Annotated in this window: 22 protein-coding genes; 3 read left to right on the forward strand and 19 right to left on the reverse strand. The window is 36.4% G+C overall.

The annotated features are described in order from the left end of the window. Nucleotides 1–98: 98 nt before the first annotated feature. The 9 genes from ACZDYH_RS17310 to ACZDYH_RS17350 form a co-directional block, all read right to left on the reverse strand. A complete protein-coding gene (locus ACZDYH_RS17310; protein ID WP_001021653.1) occupies nucleotides 99–1061 on the reverse strand; it encodes a DUF979 domain-containing protein in 963 nt (320 codons plus the stop codon). Nucleotide 1062: 1 nt separating this feature from the next. Beyond that, nucleotides 1063–1758 (reverse strand): DUF969 domain-containing protein, encoded by a 696-nt coding sequence (locus ACZDYH_RS17315; protein WP_000593392.1) that lies wholly within the window; start codon nucleotides 1756–1758, stop codon nucleotides 1063–1065. A 21-nt stretch (nucleotides 1759–1779) separates the two neighbouring features. Beyond that, nucleotides 1780–2541 (reverse strand): 5-oxoprolinase subunit PxpA, encoded by a 762-nt coding sequence (gene pxpA, locus ACZDYH_RS17320; RefSeq protein WP_000207318.1) that lies wholly within the window; start codon nucleotides 2539–2541, stop codon nucleotides 1780–1782. A gap of 18 nt (nucleotides 2542–2559) precedes the next feature. After that, nucleotides 2560–3549 carry a 5-oxoprolinase subunit C family protein gene (locus ACZDYH_RS17325; RefSeq protein ID WP_025710068.1) on the reverse strand — a complete coding sequence of 330 codons (990 nt, stop codon included), beginning with the start codon at nucleotides 3547–3549 and terminating at the stop codon, nucleotides 2560–2562. Further along, complete coding sequence (gene pxpB / locus ACZDYH_RS17330; RefSeq protein ID WP_000672284.1) at nucleotides 3540–4253, reverse strand: 5-oxoprolinase subunit PxpB; 714 nt, start codon at nucleotides 4251–4253, stop codon at nucleotides 3540–3542. The genes ACZDYH_RS17325 and pxpB overlap by 10 nt, the downstream gene beginning before the upstream one ends. 14 nt (nucleotides 4254–4267) lie before the next feature. Continuing rightward, on the reverse strand, nucleotides 4268–5020 hold the full coding sequence (locus ACZDYH_RS17335; protein WP_434712275.1) for an IclR family transcriptional regulator: 753 nt from the start codon (nucleotides 5018–5020) through the stop codon (nucleotides 4268–4270). A 155-nt stretch (nucleotides 5021–5175) separates the two neighbouring features. Next, nucleotides 5176–5727: a signal peptidase I gene (gene lepB, locus ACZDYH_RS17340; RefSeq protein ID WP_000662501.1), complete on the reverse strand. Its 552-nt coding sequence runs from the start codon at nucleotides 5725–5727 to the stop codon at nucleotides 5176–5178. 23 nt (nucleotides 5728–5750) lie between these two features. Continuing rightward, nucleotides 5751–6428 (reverse strand): copper homeostasis protein CutC, encoded by a 678-nt coding sequence (locus ACZDYH_RS17345; protein ID WP_000895119.1) that lies wholly within the window; start codon nucleotides 6426–6428, stop codon nucleotides 5751–5753. Nucleotides 6429–6626: 198 nt separating this feature from the next. After that, a complete protein-coding gene (locus tag ACZDYH_RS17350; protein WP_049108148.1) occupies nucleotides 6627–7334 on the reverse strand; it encodes an ArsR/SmtB family transcription factor in 708 nt (235 codons plus the stop codon). 69 nt (nucleotides 7335–7403) lie between these two features. Between ACZDYH_RS17350 and ACZDYH_RS17355 the strand changes: the two genes are divergently transcribed. Beyond that, nucleotides 7404–7874, forward strand: coding sequence for a DinB family protein (locus tag ACZDYH_RS17355; RefSeq protein WP_016122766.1), 471 nt, complete (start codon nucleotides 7404–7406; stop codon nucleotides 7872–7874). Between the two features lie 173 nt (nucleotides 7875–8047). On the opposite strand, the gene ACZDYH_RS17360 is transcribed toward ACZDYH_RS17355, so the two are convergent. The 8 genes from ACZDYH_RS17360 to ACZDYH_RS17395 form a co-directional block, all read right to left on the reverse strand. Next, nucleotides 8048–9196, reverse strand: a complete 1149-nt coding sequence (locus tag ACZDYH_RS17360) for an acyl-CoA dehydrogenase family protein (protein ID WP_001218366.1) — start codon at nucleotides 9194–9196, stop codon at nucleotides 8048–8050. 152 nt (nucleotides 9197–9348) lie between these two features. Further along, nucleotides 9349–9981 (reverse strand): YdcF family protein, encoded by a 633-nt coding sequence (locus tag ACZDYH_RS17365; RefSeq protein WP_000662215.1) that lies wholly within the window; start codon nucleotides 9979–9981, stop codon nucleotides 9349–9351. A 329-nt stretch (nucleotides 9982–10310) separates the two neighbouring features. Next, nucleotides 10311–10898, reverse strand: coding sequence for a GNAT family N-acetyltransferase (locus ACZDYH_RS17370; protein ID WP_000402585.1), 588 nt, complete (start codon nucleotides 10896–10898; stop codon nucleotides 10311–10313). A gap of 391 nt (nucleotides 10899–11289) precedes the next feature. Next, nucleotides 11290–12618: a YjiH family protein gene (locus ACZDYH_RS17375; RefSeq protein WP_474886707.1), complete on the reverse strand. Its 1329-nt coding sequence runs from the start codon at nucleotides 12616–12618 to the stop codon at nucleotides 11290–11292. A gap of 111 nt (nucleotides 12619–12729) precedes the next feature. Beyond that, a complete protein-coding gene (locus ACZDYH_RS17380; protein ID WP_113302884.1) occupies nucleotides 12730–13608 on the reverse strand; it encodes an aminoglycoside phosphotransferase family protein in 879 nt (292 codons plus the stop codon). Further along, nucleotides 13609–14124, reverse strand: a complete 516-nt coding sequence (locus tag ACZDYH_RS17385; RefSeq protein WP_063536752.1) for a GNAT family N-acetyltransferase — start codon at nucleotides 14122–14124, stop codon at nucleotides 13609–13611. It lies immediately after the preceding gene. A 23-nt stretch (nucleotides 14125–14147) separates the two neighbouring features. Continuing rightward, complete coding sequence (locus ACZDYH_RS17390; RefSeq protein WP_006916820.1) at nucleotides 14148–14612, reverse strand: DUF2691 family protein; 465 nt, start codon at nucleotides 14610–14612, stop codon at nucleotides 14148–14150. Nucleotides 14613–14828: 216 nt separating this feature from the next. Continuing rightward, nucleotides 14829–15263 carry a ferritin-like domain-containing protein gene (locus ACZDYH_RS17395; RefSeq protein ID WP_000282826.1) on the reverse strand — a complete coding sequence of 145 codons (435 nt, stop codon included), beginning with the start codon at nucleotides 15261–15263 and terminating at the stop codon, nucleotides 14829–14831. 271 nt (nucleotides 15264–15534) lie between these two features. On the opposite strand from ACZDYH_RS17395, the gene ACZDYH_RS17400 reads away from it, so the two are divergent. Beyond that, nucleotides 15535–16041: a GNAT family N-acetyltransferase gene (locus tag ACZDYH_RS17400; RefSeq protein WP_001139531.1), complete on the forward strand. Its 507-nt coding sequence runs from the start codon at nucleotides 15535–15537 to the stop codon at nucleotides 16039–16041. A gap of 105 nt (nucleotides 16042–16146) precedes the next feature. Here the strand turns inward: ACZDYH_RS17400 and ACZDYH_RS17405 are convergent, their stop codons facing one another. Continuing rightward, complete coding sequence (locus tag ACZDYH_RS17405) at nucleotides 16147–17328, reverse strand: YhgE/Pip domain-containing protein (protein ID WP_434712287.1); 1182 nt, start codon at nucleotides 17326–17328, stop codon at nucleotides 16147–16149. A gap of 171 nt (nucleotides 17329–17499) precedes the next feature. Here ACZDYH_RS17405 and ACZDYH_RS17410 point away from each other — a divergent pair, with 171 nt between their 5' ends. Next, nucleotides 17500–18117: a TetR/AcrR family transcriptional regulator gene (locus tag ACZDYH_RS17410; RefSeq protein WP_001205505.1), complete on the forward strand. Its 618-nt coding sequence runs from the start codon at nucleotides 17500–17502 to the stop codon at nucleotides 18115–18117. Nucleotides 18118–18220: 103 nt separating this feature from the next. Here ACZDYH_RS17410 and ACZDYH_RS17415 read toward each other — a convergent pair whose 3' ends face one another. Further along, nucleotides 18221–20608 (reverse strand): immune inhibitor A domain-containing protein, encoded by a 2388-nt coding sequence (locus ACZDYH_RS17415; protein WP_434712290.1) that lies wholly within the window; start codon nucleotides 20606–20608, stop codon nucleotides 18221–18223. Between the last annotated feature and the right edge of the window lie 123 nt (nucleotides 20609–20731).

Here is a 20731-nt window from a genome sequence, read left to right on the forward strand (position 1 = left end):
TGAAAATATTATAGGTTGAATTCTGTAAAATATAAAACCTGTAATTGTAAATTTTTATAGTTTTTTATAGATTCTCATTTACTGTTATTACCTCCTAATTAGAAACGATATACTAGGCCGTACATAATAAACATATTTATGATAAAAATTGAAAGAGCAATTGGTACTTGTGCTTTAATAACCGCATTTTTATCCTTTAGCTCTAAAAGCATCGCAGGTACGATATTAAAGTTTGCTGCCATTGGTGTAAGCAGCGTTCCGCAATATCCAGCAAACATACCGAGCGCTGCCATAATTGCTGGGTTTCCGCCGTGCATTTGAACTATTAAAGGTAAGCCAATTCCGCCAGTAATAACAGCAAACGCTGCGAATGCATTTCCCATTACGACTGTAAATAGCATCATGCCTAAACAGTACGCCATAACGGCAACGAACGGATACTCTGTCGGTAGCACTTGTCCGACTAAGTCTGAAACAACTTGTCCAACGCCAGACTTCGCGAATATACCGCCAAGTGCTGCTAACATTTGTGGTAAAATTACAGCCCAGCCAACAGCTTGTAATAGCCTGCTTCCTTCTTGTACAGGTGTTGTTATTTTTGATTTTGTAATACGCATCGCCGCAACAAATGCGAGTAATGCACCAAACGCTAGTGCAACTAATGTTACTTTATCTGGATCAACAAGAGAGACATTTCCCCATTTAATTTTCCCTAAGGTCAACGTACCGATAATTGTAAAAATAGGAATTAATAGTGCAGGCATAAAAATTTTATTTTTTAATTTCTCAGCATGTTTCACACGTTCTTGTACTAGAACTTCTTTTTCCTCTGATTTTGTTACTTTATTTAGTGAGGCTAAAACGACCATAGCGAGTACAATACAGCCAACGTAAAACGAAGGGATTACATTCCCGAATAAAAATGTAACGGCAAACAATGCCCAAAATAGACTAGAACCAAATCGATTTGGATGCTCACGATCAAACGCGATACGAACAGCGATAAAGGCAACAATTATACCTAATACGTAATAGATTGTATCCATTGTGATGATGTTCATTTTATATTGCCTCCTTCTCTTCTTTTCCTTCTGCCTTCATTGTTTTCTCTATATATTTATCAAACCTTCTAAATCTAATCCAGCTTACAATAAGTGCAGATATTGCTGTCGGAATGCCCCAAAGTGCCATATCCCATACTCCGACATGCATACCTACTGAATCGAAGAATCCTTTCATTAATAAAATAGCTCCAGTTGCGATGAAAATATCTTCTCCGAAAAACCAAGCTGTATTTTCAGCAGCTGCTGCGTTTGCTTTAATCTTTTCTCTTAATTTTTCAGGAAGTTTACCGTATTTACCTTGCGCGGCCCCTTCTGCCATCGGTGCAACGAGCGGCCTTACTGTTTGCGCATGCCCACCAATATTAAGCCCTAGTGCTGCTGATGATTCTCTTATCGTAAAATATGACATTAATACTCTTCCAGTTGTTGCTCCTTTTGATTTCGTTATAAGTGCTTCTGCTCTTTCTTTTAAACCGTAACGCTCTAAAATTCCGATTACCGGTAAAGTTAATATAATTGGCATAGACATATATCTATTTTCTATGAAAAATTTACCGAACATGCTGATCACATCATAAAAACTTAATCCTGAAACCATACCAGTAACAATACCTGCAACCATAACTACTAAAAGTGTATTTAATCTAAATAAAAAGCCCACTGCAACAAGTAGTATTCCGATTAATTTAATCATCCCAGCACTTCCCCCTATTTTTTATTTCGGTGCACAAATAGAAATTTCATTAAGTTTGAATGTTCTGTATATTCTTTTTGCAAATTGCACTGCTTTTTCCCCATCACCGTGTAAACAAATTGTTTGCGCCTGAACTGCTACTTTCTCTCCATTGACCGCATTTACATGGCCTTCTTTCACCATTTGAAGTACTTGCTTTATCGCTTCGTCTTCATCTTTTATAAGCGCATTTTCTTCTGTACGGCTCGTTAATGTACCATCTTGCTTATATGTACGATCCGCAAAAGCCTCTTGTACAAGAGTTACTTTGTATTTTTCTGCAGCCTGTATAAACGCCTCGCTATTTGCTAATCCATAAAGTAATAGACTTGGATTTATATGATAAATTGCCTTTGCAATTGCATCTGCAATTTCCGGATTAGACGCCGCCATATTATATAAGGCACCGTGCGGCTTTACATGCTGCATTTTCCCGCCTGCCGCTTTCACAAATGCGTCTAATGCGCCTGTTTGATATAGAACATAATCGTATACTTCACTTGCTGAAACATTCATGTTTCTTCTACCAAATCCAATTAAATCAGGAAATCCAGGATGCGCCCCTATTGCTACGTTATGCTCCAAAGCTTTTTCAACAGTTTGACGCATAATAGACGGATCACCCGCATGAAAACCGCAAGCAACGTTTATAGAGGAAACGAACGGAAGAATCTCATCATCATTCCCCATTTTATAAGCGCCAAAACTTTCTCCTAAATCACAGTTTAAATCGATTGTAGTCATAATGTATTCCTCCTAATTTCAGCTTCGTAAAGCAATGAATTTCTTTAATAGATTCATATTTACTTCTTGTTCTATGTACAATTGTTCCGCTTCTTCAAGCGTAATTTTCTCAAAAGAAACATATTCCCCCGGCTTTAGCTGGGCAAGAAGAGGTAAATCTACTGAAATGATATTTCCCATTCTCGGATAGCCACCTGTCGTTTGCCTATCTGCCATTAATATAATCGGCTGTCCACCATTAGGAACTTGAATGGTTCCAAATGTAACAGGACTCGATAAAATCTCTTTTTCTTCCATCCTATTTAATACTTCTCCCTCAACCCTATAGCCCATACGGTCAGCATAATTAGATACCTTATACTCTCTCGTAAAAAATGCCTTTCTACTTTCTTCTGTAAATTGATTATATTCAAAGTCAGCTATGACACGAAGCTTAGGATGTTTCTTATACTTTGGTAGTATGCTGTTGCTAATTGCCCATTTCGTTTTTATACGCTCATCTTTTTGTAAGTCTTGAATGAAACGATTCGCCATTTCTGGTTGTGCACCAATTTGGAAGTAGTCACCCTTTTTCAGCATTCTTCCTTCTATACCACCAATCGCAGCACGTATGTACGTACTTTTACTTCCCATTGTACGCTCAATATGTATTCCACCCGCAAAGGTCACATACGCTCTGCAACCACTTTTCACTTTTCCAAAACAAAGCATACTACCTTCTTCCGCTAAAATTGGACGCCATAAGGGGATACGTTCTCCATTCAATAACGGTTCCATATCTGCTCCGCCAATCGCAAGTAAAGTCGTTTTCTTTATTAACAATTTAGGTCCCATAATCGTCATTTCGAGTCCCGCTTCATTCTCTTCATTACCAACTAACATATTGATCATCCGAAGTGCACTTTGATCCATCCCCCCGCCAACTGGCACACCGTATTGTTGATAATGAGATCGCCCTAAATCTTGGACTGTTGTAAACATTCCCGCATGCAAAACCTCTACATCCATTTTTTAGCCCCCTCAAGCGATACGTACTCTTCCTTCGTTATTGGAATAAATCGTAAATACATACCACTTTGAATATATGTTGGTATTTCTTCTTCCGGATTAAATAATGAAATAGGAGTTCGGCCGATAATATTCCATCCTCCTGGTGTTTCAAGCGGATATATACCTGTTTGATTTCCGCCAATACCTACCGAACCAGGAGAGATTTGTAACCGTGGTGTTTCTTTTCTAGGTGTTTCTAATTCTTTTGAAAGTCCTCCTAAATACGGGAACCCTGGTGTAAAACCTAGCATATATACAAAATATGTAGTTTCACTATGTATTCGAATCACATCTTCTACTTGTAAACCGTGATAATGCGCGACTTCTTCTAAATCTGGTCCATATTCTCCCCCGTAACAAACGGGTATAGAGATATGTTTCACATCCTGTTTTACTTCTTCTTTATAAGAATCACACAGCTCCTTTATATACTGGCGAACGTAATCATGTGACCTTTCACTTCTCTCATTTCGCTTCCATACTTCGTATACATTGTAGTAAACAGCTAATGAAGTAAACGACGGAACGCACTCTATCATTCCTGCAAACGGATGTTGCTGCAGTGCTTGAAATAACCGCTGTACTTTCTCATATATATCCCTCTTAATTTCTTCACCAAATGTAACAATAATTGCTTGATCCCCTAACGCAGAAAATTTCATCCTACTCCCTCTTTCTATGCCAAAAAGCCGAGTTCTTTCGAAATGCGATGCGCTGTTTCTTTCACCTTCGCAATAAAATATGAAATGTTACTTTCGTTGTACTCAATTGCTAATCCCGAAATACTAATGCCTGCTACAACCGTTCCATCGCTCGCGAAAATGGGTGCTGCTATCGCGGCTGTATGATTTTCTAACTCAGAATAACTAATGGTGTAGCCTTCCTTTTTTGCCATTTGCAACACTTCTAGCAATTGTTCCTTATCCACAATTGTTCCATCTGCAAACTGTTTTAAATCCACTTCCTCTATGTATCTCCGTTTCTCTTCCTCAGAAAAATACGATAGTAAAATTCTCGGACATGCACCAGCATAAAGCGGTGCTCTTCTTCCAACCGCCGTATACACGCGTACCGGCTGAACACCTTCCATTTTTTCAACATAAATTGCGTCATTTCCATCCTGAATTATTAAATTAACTGCCTGTCCTAAACTATCACTAAGTTCTTTCATATAAGGAATTGCTATATTTCTTACTGATAATCGGTGTGAAACAAGTTGACCGAACCGTAAAAATACGACCCCTAAACGATATTTCCCCTTTTCGTTTTTTTGTAAAAACTCCATCTCTTCCAACGAACCAATTAAACGATAAACAGATGTTTTCGGCATATTTGTAAGCTGAACCATCTCAGTTAAACTTAGCTCTTCATGCTCATAAAACAACTCTAAAATATCCATTGTCTTAACTGCCGTTTTATTTATACTCATTCTATCTCCCTTTCGTTCCGAATTACGGAACTTAAATTCCGTTTTTCGAAACAAACATATAATTTAAAATTATAAAATATTCTTTCAATTCAATCAATAGATTTTAAGCAAATAAAAAAGTATGGAAGAATATCTCTCCCATACTTCACCACACTTTATAACGCTCTTACTTGTTCCAACGGCCAGAAAACAGCTTGTCCTTTTCCGACAATTTCATCTTCTGAAATAAAGCCAAACATGCGACCATCCTTAGAAACTTCACGATTATCCCCTAAAACAAATACTTGGCCTTCTGGCACTTTCGTTTTCCCAGTGATTTGTTCTAACGTAAAGTCTGGAGTTAATACACGGCCTACTGCTTTTTCTTTAAACTGTTTTAAATATGGTTCTTCCATCGCTTTTCCGTTTACATATAAAACATCATTTTTATACTCAACTGTATCGCCTGGCAAACCAATTACTCGTTTTACTAAATCGTATCCTTCTTTCCCGTGGAAGACGATAATATCAAAGCGATCTAATCCACTTATACTATAACCAATCTTATTCACGAGAACTCTTTCGTTGTTTTTTAAAGTGGGCATCATTGATTCACCTTGTACTAAAGAAGGTGTAAATAAAACACCGCGAATAATAGCAATTAATACAAGGGTAAAACCTATCGTTTTAGCCCAAGAGAATAATTCTTTCTTCGTATTTTCCTTCATCGTTTCTCCTCTTTCTTAAGCACTTATTTTATTATTTCAACTAATTCTTGTACTAAATTAGGATCTATTTCAGAAAAACATGATTTTCCTTCTCTTACCGCTGTACCGACATGCGCCTGCGTGATTCCAGTTTCATCTAGCAATCGCTTTATATTTTCTTTCGTCACGCCAGCTCCAGCTACAAGCTGAATTTGACCATCACTTACCTTTTGCATTTCTGTAAGCACCGGAATATTCTCTACTATATTTCCTTGTCCACCTGAAGTTAAAACGTGAGTCACTTTATGAAACTTCTTTAAAGTGCTCATCGCTTCTACTGGATTTTTTATATCATCTATCGCACGGTGGTACGTTACATTTATTCCATCTACAACAGATAGTAAATCCGCTAATTTCTCTTCATCCACTTCATTTCGTTCGTTTAATACGCCTAATACTACCCCAGCTGCTCCTAACTTCTGTGCAACTATAATATCTTCTTTCATCATTTCAATTTCTTCTTCCGTATATGTAAAAGACTTCGCATGCGGACGAATCATAACATGAATTGGTATACTTACCACTTCTACCGCTTTTTTTATAAAAGCATAACTCGGTGTTAAACCACCTTCTGTATAAGATGAAATTAATTCAATCCGCTTCCCGCCAGCACTTTCAATTCGTTTTACATCTTCTAAACATGTTGCAATAACCTCTAGCATGAGATGACCTCTTTTCGTGCTTTTTTCTTATTATAACATTAGTAAAAATAAGAAGCCTAGCTTTCTCCTTTAAAACTTAAAAAAGAAGAATGAAAAGAAAGATTTTTTTATTGGCAATAATTATTTGGGACATCCTATTATTCATGTACACTCCTACCATAATGAAAAAAACCGTCATTTTGACGGACTTTTCTAATTTCAAACTTTTCTTTCCTCAGTTTTCATATCAATGCCTAATTGATCTTCCAATAACTTTACACCTTTCTTTGTAAGATGGACAGCTCGGTTCTTATCCGTTTTCGTAATCCATCCCTGTTCAAAAAACAGTTTTGCAATTGCAGACCCTAACCAACCAGAAATATGGTAACACCGTTCACTCCAATCAAGGCAAGGTTTTGCAAATACCCTCCTTTTTGTATCTGCCTCATCAACATTTATTCCAAAATTCAGAAACCATTTCTTACCTTGTTCCGTTACAATGTATTCTCCACCCTCTAAAATTATAAATTGCCTATCTAGTAATTTTTCAGTTATCTCTACACCGAGTTTGCCTGCAAGATGATCATAACAAGTTCGAGCATAACGAATTTGTTTTAGTTGGGTTGATTGTTTTAAAGAGCGAACTTGAACTGTTGGTGCAATTGTCCCTAACTTTTCAAGCACTTCGGCAACTTCTTGATTAGCAAGTCGATAGTAACGATGTCTACCATGTTGTTCAACTGTAAGTAAATTCCCTTCTACTAATTTAGAAAGATGCGAACTAATTGTTGGATGTGACACTTTTGCCATATAAGCCAATTCACTAGCAGGTAGTGCCTGATTATTCATTAGACAATCTAAGATGATTGCTCTTGTAGGTTCAGCAATTAGTTTAGCTATATATGAGATATTCGGATATACATTCATATTTCGATGATACCCTAACTATTAAATTGATACAATTATTTTAAGTTTAATAGTAAAGGAGAATGTATTATGAATGCAATTGATCTTAGTATATTAAATTTAAAAGAAACGAGAAGGCGCTCAGAAAAATTATGGAATTCTCTTCCCGATAATTTTCTTAATTGGAAGCCTGATCCTGAGGCTATGTCCTTTGGTGAAATGATTCGTCACGTATGGAGCTCAACTTTTTACTATCATATGATTATAAAAAACAACGGCTCAATAAACGACATACGTACCCCGTATGATGACGAGCCAATTACTTGTGTAAAAAAAGAAATTGAATTAGCACAATCATGTTTTGCCGATTTCATAGAATATGTTCAATCAATAAGCATAGCAGAGCTAGATACAAGACTTATTGATCGAAGCGATGTTGGCTATCAACGATATTTAGGCGATATGCTATTACGAATTGCCTATCATGATGCGGTCCATGCAGGTCAATTTTTACAATATTTACGAATGGTAAACTTAGAAAGGCCATTAATTTGGGATTAAATACGAAAAATGTTTATACAGCCTCCAAACTGGCATTACAATAAGAATTTTTCAACAAGACACAATCAAAAAAACATGATAATCATTTATATTAAAAACCTACATCTCAACCAAGTGCTTCATACATATAAAAAGCATGGGTTTGATTAGTAATCAAACCCATGCTTTAAAAACTATGACCGAAACGCCGCATCCGCAAGCATAGATAGTGTTGCATCATCCATCGGCGGATTATGCAGTCCTGCTCTGACATTTAAATAGTAACGATGGAGCGGATTTTTTTCTGATAAACTTTTTGCTCCTACGATGCGCATTGATTTATCCACTATGGATATCGCCGCATTTGTTACGGCGTATTTCACTGCCGCTAATTCTGCTTGCAGTGACAGTTTATCTTCTGCCTCATCGTATTTTTTCGCAATTTGATATAAAAAGACGCGAGCTTGCATAAGCTCGAGTTCTAATTCTCCAACTAATCTTCTAACATTCGGTAATAAACTAATAGAATGGTTTAAACTATTTGGTTTGTATGATCCCGCAAACTGAACTGCATAATTTCTTGCTGATTGTGCAATTCCTAAATAACATGCTGGTATATGTAGCAACCAGCCAATACCCTTTTGTTTCACTTTCCCGCCTTTTACATCCGTAAAAAAGCGGTTGTCTATCTCTACATTTTGTAAGACAAGGTCGTGGCTAGCAGTCCCTCGCATTGCAACGCTATCCCACGTTTCTTCAATAGATACACCGAGTGTATTTCTCGGAATAACAAACTCACCAACTTCTTCACGGCCTTCCATACTTGCTGAAATAATAAAATAATCAAGTACTGGCGCCATCGTTGTAAAAGTTTTTCTTCCATTTATAACCCACTTCTCGCCTTGTTGAACCGCTATTGTTTCTGGTTTGCCGCCACGCGTCGGACTCCCTGTTTTCGGTTCTGTTGCTGCCCTGTTAAAGAGCGCACCATTACGTACTTCTTCGCAAAACCATTTGAACATCTCATCATTCCAAGAGCGATTTTCCGCTAGCTCCTTCACAATGCCAAGATGCCAGCCAATCGATAATGCAGTAGCTCCACAGCCTTCCGCGATTTTCTCTTGAAATAAAACGAAGTCATATAAAGAAATGGCACTACCACCAAATTCCTTCGGTAACGTTAATTTCGTATATCCGATATCTTTCAAATCATTTATATTTTCATACGGAAATGATCCTAATTCACTTAGCTGATGCTCCCTTTCCATGAACTTCGGAATCAATTTATTTATTTTCTCAATAATTAAAGACTGTTCTTCTGTTTCAACAAATGAGAGTGCCATACTATAATCTCCTTTATGCTCGATTCATAAACCGTTCATTTTATCATTATGATTATATGAAGCTACCTCTCTATTGTTTCACTATTCCGATAAAAATACAATGTTTTTGACTAATAAGAAAAGTTCCTATTTAAAGATAGGTTCTTTTCTTATTAGTCCCCCTTCAATGCTTTTAACGGCAAAGAGGTTACATATCCAATATACGAGAATAATTCTTTAAAGAAGAATGGTATTTCTGTATCTAACGTTTTATATGCTGATGTCGGCGTTGGTGAAGCATACGCTTCAATATTAATATGTTTTGCGATTCTCATTGCGCGTTTCATATGAAGTGGATCACTTACAATCGTGTATGTTTGTATGCCGTTCTCTATTCCAACTTGCTTCGCATTTTTTAAATTTTCTTCAGTGAAAAGGGATTTAGTTTCAATTAAAATATCTTCCTCTTTTACACCTTGTTTCATTGCATATACTCTTGCAGTACGTGCTTCCTCAAGTTCTGCCTCGAACTTTGTACCACCTGTAAAAATAATCTTTTTAATATTTCCGTTCTTATATAAAGAAATCGCATGATTAATTCTTTCTTTAAATACAGGAGATGGTTTTCCGTTCCATGAAGCTGCTCCTAGTACGATACCAGCATCCGTTTTCACGTCATCATTTGCTTTAAAACGATAACTCCAAATATCGTAAGCTGCATAACTTACATATAAAATAGCAGAACAAATCATTAGTAAAAATACTTGAAAGATTCGTCTTTTCTTACTCTTCTTATTTTCTTTCATTTGTAATTGCCTCCGTACATCATCCATACTTCTATAAAAAACATTTATATCAAATCGTTTTGTTTGAGTTTATTTAAAAGAAGGAACTTTACTTGTTATTTATGTATAAAAGGGTTTTCATTTAAAATTGAGGATTATCAATTCATTTTCATTTGCGGTTTTCATTACATTTTTTAAATTCATAAGTTTATTACCATACAACTACATTGTAACGAATTTTTTCTCAGAAGGGAACGATGAAACAAAAGGAATTAAAATAAAGTAGCATTTTGTAAGAAAAAAGGTATATTTTTCATATCTCACGAACAATATACCTTTCAAAACACGAATTATAACTTTTCTTTATACAACTCTAATTTTTCTAACAATTGTTCTTTTACGCCTGGCCATTCACTCGAGATAATACTGTACACCACCGCATCTCTCACATAACCATTCGGTAATTTTCTTTCATTTCGAAGCACACCCTCTTTTACTGCGCCTAACCGTTCAATTGCTCGTTGTGCTTTTTCATTTCTTGCATCCGTCTTAATTTGCACTCTCAGCATATGCAATTTTTCAAAAGCATACTGAAGAAGCATGTACTTACACTCTGTATTTATACTCGTACGTTGCACACTCGGATGATACCACGTTTGCCCTAACTCAACTGTCTTATCTTCTACTGAAATATTATATAAACGTGTACTTCCTACAATCTTATTCGACTGTTGATCTACGACTATGAAAGGTATTTGAGTACCTCTTCCGTAACCCTTTATCGCTTTTTGAACGTATTGTTGCATATCTTGCACACTATCCATTTTAGAGATTAAATACGCCCAAATATCCCGATTTCCTTCTACAATCGAAAACAAAGTTTCGACATCAGTATTATCCATTAACCGCAACTTTGCTCTTTCGTGAATAATTTCCATTTTTAAGCCCCCTTTGTTGTTACTATATCATAAGAATCAAAAACGTATTATAAGAATAAAAAAATATAAAGAAAAGAATTCTTTTCAAATATATTCTTCTCGTATAAGGTAGGAAGACTCATCAGTAACCATATTAAAAAAAGAATTTTTTGATAATTTCCAATAAATTCTATATAATGATAAACGGGAGGGGATAAACAATGCTAGATCAAATTACTTGGGGAACGCCAGGCAGCTTATTATGCTTAGGATTCTTTTTTGCGGGACTAGGAATCTTCTTAAGAAGCGTTACGTCATATACGAAAAATAAATAAGAATATCCCGCTTTTAAACAAAAGAAGCCCTCTTTTTACAGACGGCTTCTTTTGTTTAACTTTATCTTATTAAAACTTCAAAGCAACAAATAAGCAATCGGCGTAATAATAAGCAACGTTAAAATCGTTCTCTGCACATATAAAATAATGAGTTCAGATACTTTTAACGGAATATCTGTTGATAATATACAAGGAATGGAAGCGGAGAAAAACAAAATAGATGATACGGAAACAACTGCAATAACAAACTTTGTCACGAGTGGTGCACTTACTACTAATAATGACGGTAAAAACATTTCTGCAATGCCAACTGATGCGGCTTTAGCAGCTAAGTCTGCTTCTGGTAATTGTAATAGCCATGTAAACGGATAGAAAATATAACTGATCCAATCAAATATTGGCGTGAACTTCGCTAAGACGATACCAATTAATCCTACTGACATAATGGATGGTAAAATTCCCATTGTCATAATAAATCCGTCTTTTAAATTCATTGCAATATTTTTCATAATGCTCGGTGCAGACTTTGATACTTCTAACGCATCTTCCCAAGCACGTTCTAACATTTTCTCTTTATAAACAGGCTCTGGGAACCCTTCTTCTGTTACATATGTATCTGGTTTTCTACTGAGGGGTGGGATTCTTACGGTGATAGCAGTCACGATGAATGTTACAACAAGTGTAGTCCAAAAATAAACATTCCATAAATGCATAATATCTAATGTTTTTGCGATGATGATCATAAATGTAGCGGATACTGTAGAAAATCCTGTAGCGATAATCGCCGCTTCTTTTGACGTATACTTTCCTTCTTTATACACGCGATTCGTAATAAGGAGAGCAAGCGAATAACTTCCAACGAAGGACGCAACTGCATCGATTGCCGATCTCCCCGGCGTATTCCATAATGGCCTCATAATCGGACGACAAAATGTACCGATAAATTCAAGCAATCCATATCCGACTAATAACGCTAAAAACGCCGAGCCAATTGGAACGAGCAAACTTACTGATATGACTAGCTTCTCATATAAAAACGGTCCAACATCTGGCGCAAAGAACCAATCTGGTCCTACTTTTAAACAATATAATATGCCAAAAACAAAGCCAACTACTTTTAAAATAGAAAAACAAATGTCTACGATAGATGCATTCCATTTCTTCGTATAAAATGGATAAATCGCACCAATTGCCATAACAAATAATGCATAATAAGGTACTATGCCAGGAACCGAAGCCCTAATCCACGATACGATATGATCAATCATAATAGACGATGCACCGTTTATCGTAACAGGAACGAAAAACATAAACACTCCAACGAGACTAGCAAGTATAAATCGAAGAATAATCCCCTTCTCTCGCCCTGTCTTAATTACATTACTCTTTAATTCAATTTCACCCAAAATTCGACACCTCCTATTATCTAAATATTCTGTATAATTATGTCTTATTCCTTCTTTCCGTTTCTACTATTTAATCATATGAAAAAACCTATTTTGAAATAGGCTTTTCTATTACCCTTTATAATCATCCACAATCACTTGAATGATACGATAAGATTCTCCTGCCACCTTCTCATTACTATCCCTATTTGCGTCATATGTAATTAACGCCTTCCAAAGTGCCCATCCTCTCGCTCTATTCCACGTTTCTTCATCCATGCGTAATACTTCTTTAAATACATTTCTACTATTTTCATCAAAAAACGTCCAAGCCATCGCTGCATCACAAGCAGGATCTCCTACACCTAAAATACCAAAATCAATTACAGCACAAAGCTTTCCATCTTTAACGAGTAAATTCCCTGGCGCTACATCTCCATGAACCCAAACTGGCTTACGATCCCATGTCGAACTAAGTGCTACATTCCAAAGGTGTTTTAATAATGCCTCGTCAAAAACATCCTTATTATTTTCAATAGCAACTCTCGCCTCTTCATCATATACAGATATAAGTCCGCCTCGGTAAAAATTATGTGTTCCAGCTAAAGGTCCGTTACTCGCATTAATAGATTGCAATTCTACTAAAAAAGATCCTAAGTCCGCCGCAAATTCATTTAAATCCCGAACGTTTTGTTTCGTAACTGTTTCTCCCTCTATCCACTTATTAATAGACCAAGGCAATGGATACGCTTCAGACGGATTTCCTTTCGCAAGTGGGGTAGAAATCAGTAAAGAAAGCCCCTTACTTAATATAGGAAGCCAACTATTTTCTTTCTCTACTTGCGGTGCATATGCCACATCACTTGGCAATCTTACGCTCATCTCATCCCCTAAGTGAAACGTCCTATTATCATGCCCACTAAACTTTACAGGTCTCACTTCTAAATGGGCCCATTCAGGAAACTGTTCCTGTATTAACTTTTCAACTAAACTTACGTTAATTGGATGCATTCACATTCTCCTTTTCTTTTGAAACTTACTAAGCCCATCCGTACTTCCAACATATTCAAAACTATTTTTCTTATAAAAATCATTCAACGTACGATTATGCCCCACGCAATCTAACTTCAAATATTCTTTATCACATTGCACATTCTCTTCTACCCACCGTAAAATCCATTCTCCTATTCCATTTCCCTTATACTTCCGTTTCACCGCAAATCTATGAATATATAATGAATTAGAAACTTCCTCTTTACCAAAAATATGTTCATCCCATTCATTTTGTTTAGGAGAAACTGTAACCGTACCAACTATTTCATCTTCTTTCAGAACAACATATGTATATTTCTCTCTTATACATTCTAGTATTTCAGCCGTAGCTTCCTCTCCTAAAAGATACTGCCACTGATCCACTTCTTTATATTGTAGCCATTGTGCTACCTCTTTTAATAAAAGGATAATACTATCACTTTCATTTTCAGTAGCAATTCGAATTGCATATTCTTTACTTATATTTCTCTCCATATTGCCTTTCCCCTTTCAAATTGCTACCATACTGACAAACGCGTTCTACCGTCGTTTTCGTCTGTAACATATTTCACATAAAATCCTTGTTTCCGTGCGTTTTCATACATTAATTCAATCGCTTTTTGATCTTTCACATAAATTTGTATGTATTGAGCATCCACTGCTAATACGATTAGCTCACACTTACTTTCCTTAAACTCTTCATATGTTTCAATATCTATCGCTTTTTCTCCTTTAGGATATGCTTTTAAATCTGCAAAAATAAGATAATATATGTTGTCTTTAACTAACTTTTTCAATGCTAACCCTTCCACTACACTTGGTTCTTCTGGAAATAATGCCTCATCCAATTCACCACGTGCTATTAAGTAGGACTCCTCATCCCTCACTCGCCAATCAAATACAGTAATATCAATTGGCTTTAATACTTTCCAAAGTAAATTATCATATCCATCTAGAATATCTACTGTAATCCCTCTTTTCATATGCTTGCTCCTAACTTATTCATTTTCGTTTCATACATTATATATGAAATGTAATTACTATATTTTGTCGATACATAAGTACATCATAAAAAAACCGCTCCACTACTAGCGAAACGGTTTCCTTCTGCTTACATTTAAATATTCCATTCAATTGTTGCACTACGTTTTAAAATATTTTTTAATATATGCACCACATCAGTCGTTCATTCTTAATGTTTACTTCGACTTCACGAAGTAATATAAAAACCATACTGCATGATTTTGTTCATCCGCAGCTATTCTCCGTAACAACTCTTTCAAATGTACATCCGATGTCTCATCTGAAATTTCCAAATAAAAATCTACTGTTTTTTGTTCATCTTGTATAGCGAACTCTAATCCTTGTAAATACGTATTTGGGCAGTCTTCAGTAATTTGTGGTTTTGGCTGCTTACCAGTTAAGTTCGTATAAATTTGTACAAAGTGGTGGAAATGCTTTATTTCATCATTACGAATTTCAAGAATTTGTTTTTGTTCTACTTGATTTGGAGCCATATTCGCTAATTTTGCATAGCAGCTTATAGCGCTATACTCTCCATTTATAGCTTTTTCAATATCACTAATTAACTTATCATTCTGCCTATACCAATCATAATAATTCGAATTATACATCATATCCCCCCATACTTTCGCTTAACATTTTATGCATTTAGAAATAGTAGGAGCCTGTGTATTTAATGGGACGGCTTTAGAATGAAAGAAAAGTTTGAGAAAAGGGTCTATTTTGTAAAGGAATTGATTATGCATAAAATAATACTATTGTATACTGTTGCTATAAACTCTCGCGGGAGTTAGGCAAATAAATTCGCGAATCAACGATTGGTTCAACATGATGCGGTGCGAAGCTATTATGAGTTCAGTGACATAACTAGGAGGTTCCACTATGCCATCTTTATTTAAAACTATGGAGTTCCAGCTAAAAACCGAACGACTTGACCTGAGTATGTGGGAGGAATCCGATTCAGTTTGGATGAGAAAATTAATTGGCGAACGTGGTGTGGACATGCCGACCCTCGACTCCGTTCGTAACCGGCTTATTGAGATGCGCAAGAAGGCAGACGAAAATGGTATTTCCCTTCTCACTATTCGAAGGAGAGACGAAGGCGATTTCATTGGATACTGTGGCTTAATTATCGGTCGTTCCACACTTGAAGAGCCAGAGATTGCATACGAGTTGTTCCGCAGCGCTCATGGTAAAGGTTATGCGACTGAGGCCGCATCTGTTGTACTGGACGCGGCGATTGCTACTGGGCGCCAAAGACTTTGGTCGACTGTAGGTGCTTGGAATATCGCTTCCCTCCGGGTACTAGAAAAGATAGGATTTAAGCGTCATCACAGTACGTGGGATGATGAACGTGGTGAGATTGTTTGGAACGTACGCGATCTTTAGAGATTTCGCCTTAATTCTAAACACTACACTTTTCAACAATCAGGCATTTACATTGAGAAAAAATCAAAAACAAGCCGTTTCACTAATTAGTGAAACGGCTTGTTTTTAAGCGTTCAATTCTGTTTTATGCCCTTTTACTACACTACGTTTGAGTGCAGTTGCTAATATAGTAACCATACTTACTATACCAATCCAAACGAGTACAATAACAGGTGTATTCCAGCTTAACCCTTTTCCGAAGAAGAAGATTTCTCTTAGGCCTTCAACCATAAATTTCATTGGTAACCATGAGTAAACCCAGTCTTGATAAAACGGAGACAACATCTCAGGTGCTAATGATAATAACGGTGCCCCGAAGAATAGTAATAAAGCGAATAAACCGATTCCTTTTAGCCCAACTAATGATAGTACTGCAGATATCATTAAGAAGAAACTAAAAGAAGTAATGGATAAGAATAGAGCTGTATCCGTGAAGTTCGAAATATTTAATCCTACCATCCCATCTGCAATCCATGTAAGACCAAACCCAATTACAAGTGTCGCAATAGCTCCTGTTACGATTTGTTTTACTTTTAACAGAAAGTTTTCTTTTCTTGATCTTACTGGCATTTTACTAATCGCAATAAAAATAATCGCTGCACTAGCTAAACTTGCAATCCATAACGGCTGGAACAATGATATTGGTGAATTACCGTTCGCACTATTTTTGCCGACCTCATTCACATTTTTCACGTTCTTTACAATAGGTGTTACTAATTTCGCAGCTTGATCTGTTGTTACAGTAGCTCCTTTTGCTTTCAGCCCTTCTAATATTTGCGTACGAACATTATTGTTCATATTATCAACGATCACCTGTAATATTTGCCCTGCCATAGTTGATGCAGCCGTATTCATTCCTTGATTAATATATATTTCTATCTCAGGTGAAGATGGCTGTGGCGTTCGTAACGACGCTTGTTTTGCGCTAAATTCTTTCGGGATGACTAATGCCGCGTAATACTCTTTATTGTTTAATCCCTTTTGAACGGCTTCTTTATTTTTTACTTCTACCCACTTCACTACGGGTTCTTCCTCTGATTTCGCTGTTTTTTTCATGTTATCAACGATCGTTTGCCCCATATTCATTTTCGGTTGATTTGGAATTTCTACACCTTGATCCTCATTTACAATTGCAATTGGTAAGTTTTTCGGCTTTGGTTGAACAGTTGGAAATAACGTTAATGAAAAAATAAAAACAACAAGTAGTGCAATAACTGGTGATAAAAATAAAAGTTTATTTTTAAACATTTTCTTTTCTCCTCCCTTAATTTGATCTATAATAACCAACAACGTGTTGTTTATTTATATTTTGAATTATATGTTCGAGTTGAACCTTATACAATAATCAAAAATCGTGAATGTGTTGGTTATAAGACACATTTTCCAAATGTGTTGAGTAAAATTAAGGAGGGATATGCTTTGCGCGATAATAATTTAGATTTGCGTGTTGTTCGTACGAAAACTGCCATACGAAATGCATTGGTGGAGCTAATTGAAGAAAAAGGTTTTGACGCCATTACAGTGAAAGATATTACAACGAAAGCAAACATTAATCGCGGTACTTTCTATGCGCACTATCAAGATAAATTTGATTTAATGACAAAATGCCAAGAAGACATTATGTACGAGTTTTCTAGCATTGCTAAACAGAAATTCCCGGAAGTTATTGCTGACCTTGGATCAAATCCTTCTCCAACAATGCCATTTATACTTATCACTTCTATTCTTGAATTTCTAAATGAAAATAGTGATTTTATGAGAGCTGTACTAAGTCCGAAAGGAGATTTATCTTTCCAAACAAAACTGAAAGACTTTATGTGGAAAACATTATTTGAAGATACGAATGGTCCTCTCATTAATAAGGAGAATTTACTTGTTCCAAGCGAATATTTAACTTCTTATATGGCATCTGCACATATAGGTGTCATCCAACAATGGTTAAATAATGGACAAAAAGAAACACCTGAGGAGATTGCTCGCTTTTTATCAACAATCGCAGTTCATGGACCTTTTTATGCTGCTGGCTTAAAGAAATAAGCCCGCTTGCTTAGTAATTTCTATTATTTTATTAATAACTTGAAATTTATGTTTCTGTAAAAAAAGCTGTTGAAAGGACTCCCCTTTAACAGCTTCTACATTATTAACGATATAAACGAACTGCACCTGCAGAATTATCATCTGCTTGTCCAACTACTTCAAATTTCAATCCAAATTTCGGTAATTTACGTCCTGCATCTGGGATTAAATCATTTATATACAATTTAGAGTCATCAAACTTCGTTACACCTGGTAATCCTTTGTAATCATATGTTCCGCGTGTTGGAGATACCACTTTCCATGCTGGCGTTTGGTTAAGGGAGAACGCAGCATCTGCGATTTGGAATCGTGTACTATTTTTAACAGTTGGTTTGCCGTTTAGTGTTCCAACAATTGCCTCTGGGTGAGAGTCAACAACTCCTAAGAAACCTTCACCTGGATGTAAACCAACCCAATTATCTGTAAAGCTAGAGTCTGCATACCATACTAGCAGACCTGTATTATATGGTACACCACTGCTATATTTTAACGCTTGATCAGCACCAGCATAGTTTCTCCACTCTAAATAGTAGTTATGCTTCTTCTTATCAAAACCGTCTGCTACAACAAAACCATTTAATTTAAATTTCGTTTCGCCTTCTGCATCATCAGAGAACACAACATTTCCATCTACAGTTAATGTAGCATTATCAAAAGTAAAACCGGTCGGCGCTAAACCACCATCTGTAATGTATTCGAATACTAATTTTACTTTTTGACCTTTGAATTTGCTTAAGTCATAAGACTTATCTACCCATTTACCATCTGTTGTGTCTAGACCATTTTTCACATTTTTTTCACCAATTCGATCCACTAACGTTTTCGTACCATCTTCTTTCACTGCATGTACTTCAAGGAAGTCATAATCCGTTTCAATTTCATACATTGATTTATAATCAAACCTCGCATTTGTTGCATTTGTTAAATCAAACACTGGCGTTTCTAATGTTGTATGAAGGTTATCACCTTTTGTACTATAGTAGTACTTCTTACCGAATGCAGGCTGAATACCTTTTACCTCTTTATCTGGTAAGTTAACACGAATCAGACCAGGACGATTTGATTTCGTTACACTTTGATCTAAATACGTCGCATAGCCAATACCACGATTTAATTTATTATAGTCAACCTCTACAATATTGGCCCAGTTTCCACCTATGTTCTTTTGAAAGAACTCTTTGTTTTGCGGAGAGAAACTCGGTGGCGTTGTTCCTGCAATTTTACCAGCCCAGCTACCGCCACTCATAACAGACCAGGAGTTAATTGGCTCACCTGCTCCTGTGTACTTCGTATCATACTCATCTGGAAGACCTAAATCATGACCAAATTCATGTGCGAATACACCAACCGCTCCGTCTTCTGGCTCAATTGTGTAGTCGTATGCTGCCATCTTACCGCCCCAGTTATCAACTTTTGCTTTTGTTCCTTCAATTGGATATGGTGTTCCAAGGTGCCAACGATGTGACCAAATTGCATCATCACCTAGTCTACCACCGCCCCCATCTTGCCCAACTCCAGCGTGAATGACCATTAAGTGATCAATCAGACCATCTGGTTCATTTTTATTGCCATCACCATTATTGTCATATTGATCGTATTCGTCAAATTCAGATAAATCAATACCACTTTCAACAGCCGCATTTAATGCCTCTTTTACAAAATCACGAGGTCCTTTTGGTCCCATATTATCATGACCGCCATCTCCTGCATCTGCGCCATAATCTGCCGCATTACCAGGAACTGTCAACCACTTTGTTACTGTGCCATCTACTGTATAACTACCACCAGATTGCTCTTCATAATATTGTTTAAATGTTGGTACTTTTGAACCATCAAAGAGTGTAAATGGCTCATTACCAAATAACATTTTTTGATAATGTTCTGGATTAAAATCATTTGAATACATATAACCTGGTACTTGATCAATATTGTTATGCTTAAAGTCCGCAAACTCTACTAGCAATACGAGAACTTTATCTTTACGAACATCGCCGTTATATTGTTTTTGCTTCGCTGAAGTAGTTGGTACTTGGCCGTTTAATCCCCCTTTAACCGGCTCTTGTCCCGCTACTGGACCACTAGCAGGTTGATCTGCTTTTTCTTTCTCATCTGCTTTTGCATCTTTAACTTTTTTCAAAAAGTCAGCCGCTTCTCTCGTAACACTATCCCCCGCTGCTGGTTCTTTTCCCGCATTTTCTCCTTTTTTCTTCTCTACGTATTTTTCAACAGCTTTTAATGTGTCTTCTTTCGACGTAGATTCATTAATTACACCGCGTTTCTTGAGCGCATCTGCTAAACGCTCCTCTTGAATTAAATTTTCATCAATCGGACTTAAAGTTCCTCCATTAGACGGCGTTGCCGCATAAACAGATTGACCCCCATACCCAAATGTGCAACTAAGCACAGTTGCCGCCGCAAGCGTAGACAGCACTTTAAAAGGCTTTTTCTTCATCCCTATTCCTCCCCAATATTAAATACGATACAACGTTTATATATTACGGAAAATTCAGAAAATTATCAATATATTGTCTGAATTTGTAATATTTTTGAAAAAATCCTTTGTTTTAGATGAACA

Source organism: Bacillus sp. EB V-12 (assembly GCF_056158125.1).